The sequence below is a fragment of the Microbacterium sp. Y547 genome (assembly GCF_057669785.1).
The window spans coordinates 1-827 of sequence record NZ_JBYHFN010000019.1 but is presented as its reverse complement, the minus strand read 5'-3'; the positions used below and the strand labels follow the sequence as shown (position 1 = coordinate 827).

Sequence of the window (827 nt, the reverse complement as noted above, 5' to 3'; positions counted from 1 at the left end):
AGTAGTGCCCCGTAGCGTGGTGTAGCCCACGGTGGCGGGCTCGTCGCTCCTGACGTAGGCGCGGTCACCGTGTGATCCTTCGAGAAGTCTCTTACCTCCACTCGAAAGGCATCATCACGATGACCGCACTTCATATTGTCGACCCTGCGAGCGTGCTCGCTGAAGCCCTGACCGACGCGTCGCCAGATCTGATGCGCAGCCTCCTGCAAACAACGATCAACGCGCTTCTGTCCGCCGACGCGGACGCCGTGGTCGGCGCGGAATGGGGAAAGCCCAGCCCCGACCGCACCGCGCAACGCAACGGGTACCGGCACCGCGACCTCGACACCCGTGTCGGCACGATCGATGTCGCGATCCCGAAGCTCCGCCAGGGCACGTACTTCCCGGAATGGCTCCTCGAGCGCCGCAAACGGGCCGAGACCGCCCTGATCACTGTCGTCGCGGACTGTTACCTCGCCGGGGTCTCGACCCGGCGGATGGACAAGCTCGTCAAGACCCTCGGGATCCACTCCCTCTCGAAATCGCAGGTCTCCCGGATGGCCGCGGACCTCGATGAACACGTCGACCAGTTCCGGCACCGCCCGCTCGGCGACGCGGGACCGTTCACGTTCGTCGCCGCCGACGCGCTCACCATGAAAGTCCGTGAGGGCGGCAGGGTAATCAACGCGGTCGTGCTCGTCGCGACCGGCGTGAACGGCGACGGTCACCGCGAAGTCCTCGGCCTGCGGGTCGCGACCAGTGAGACCGGAGCTGCATGGAACAGCTTCTTCGCCGACCTCGTCGCCCGCGGACTCGGCGGAGTCCGCCTCGTCACCAGCGACGCCCAC

1 protein-coding gene is annotated in these 827 nt (G+C 66.9%); it reads left to right on the top strand.

Going from position 1 to position 827, the window contains the following annotated elements:
- Window positions 1-119 precede the first annotated feature (119 nt).
- Window positions 120-827 (top strand): IS256 family transposase (locus AC25Y0_RS12950; RefSeq protein ID WP_488134785.1); only part of this gene is annotated, 708 nt, incomplete at its 3' end.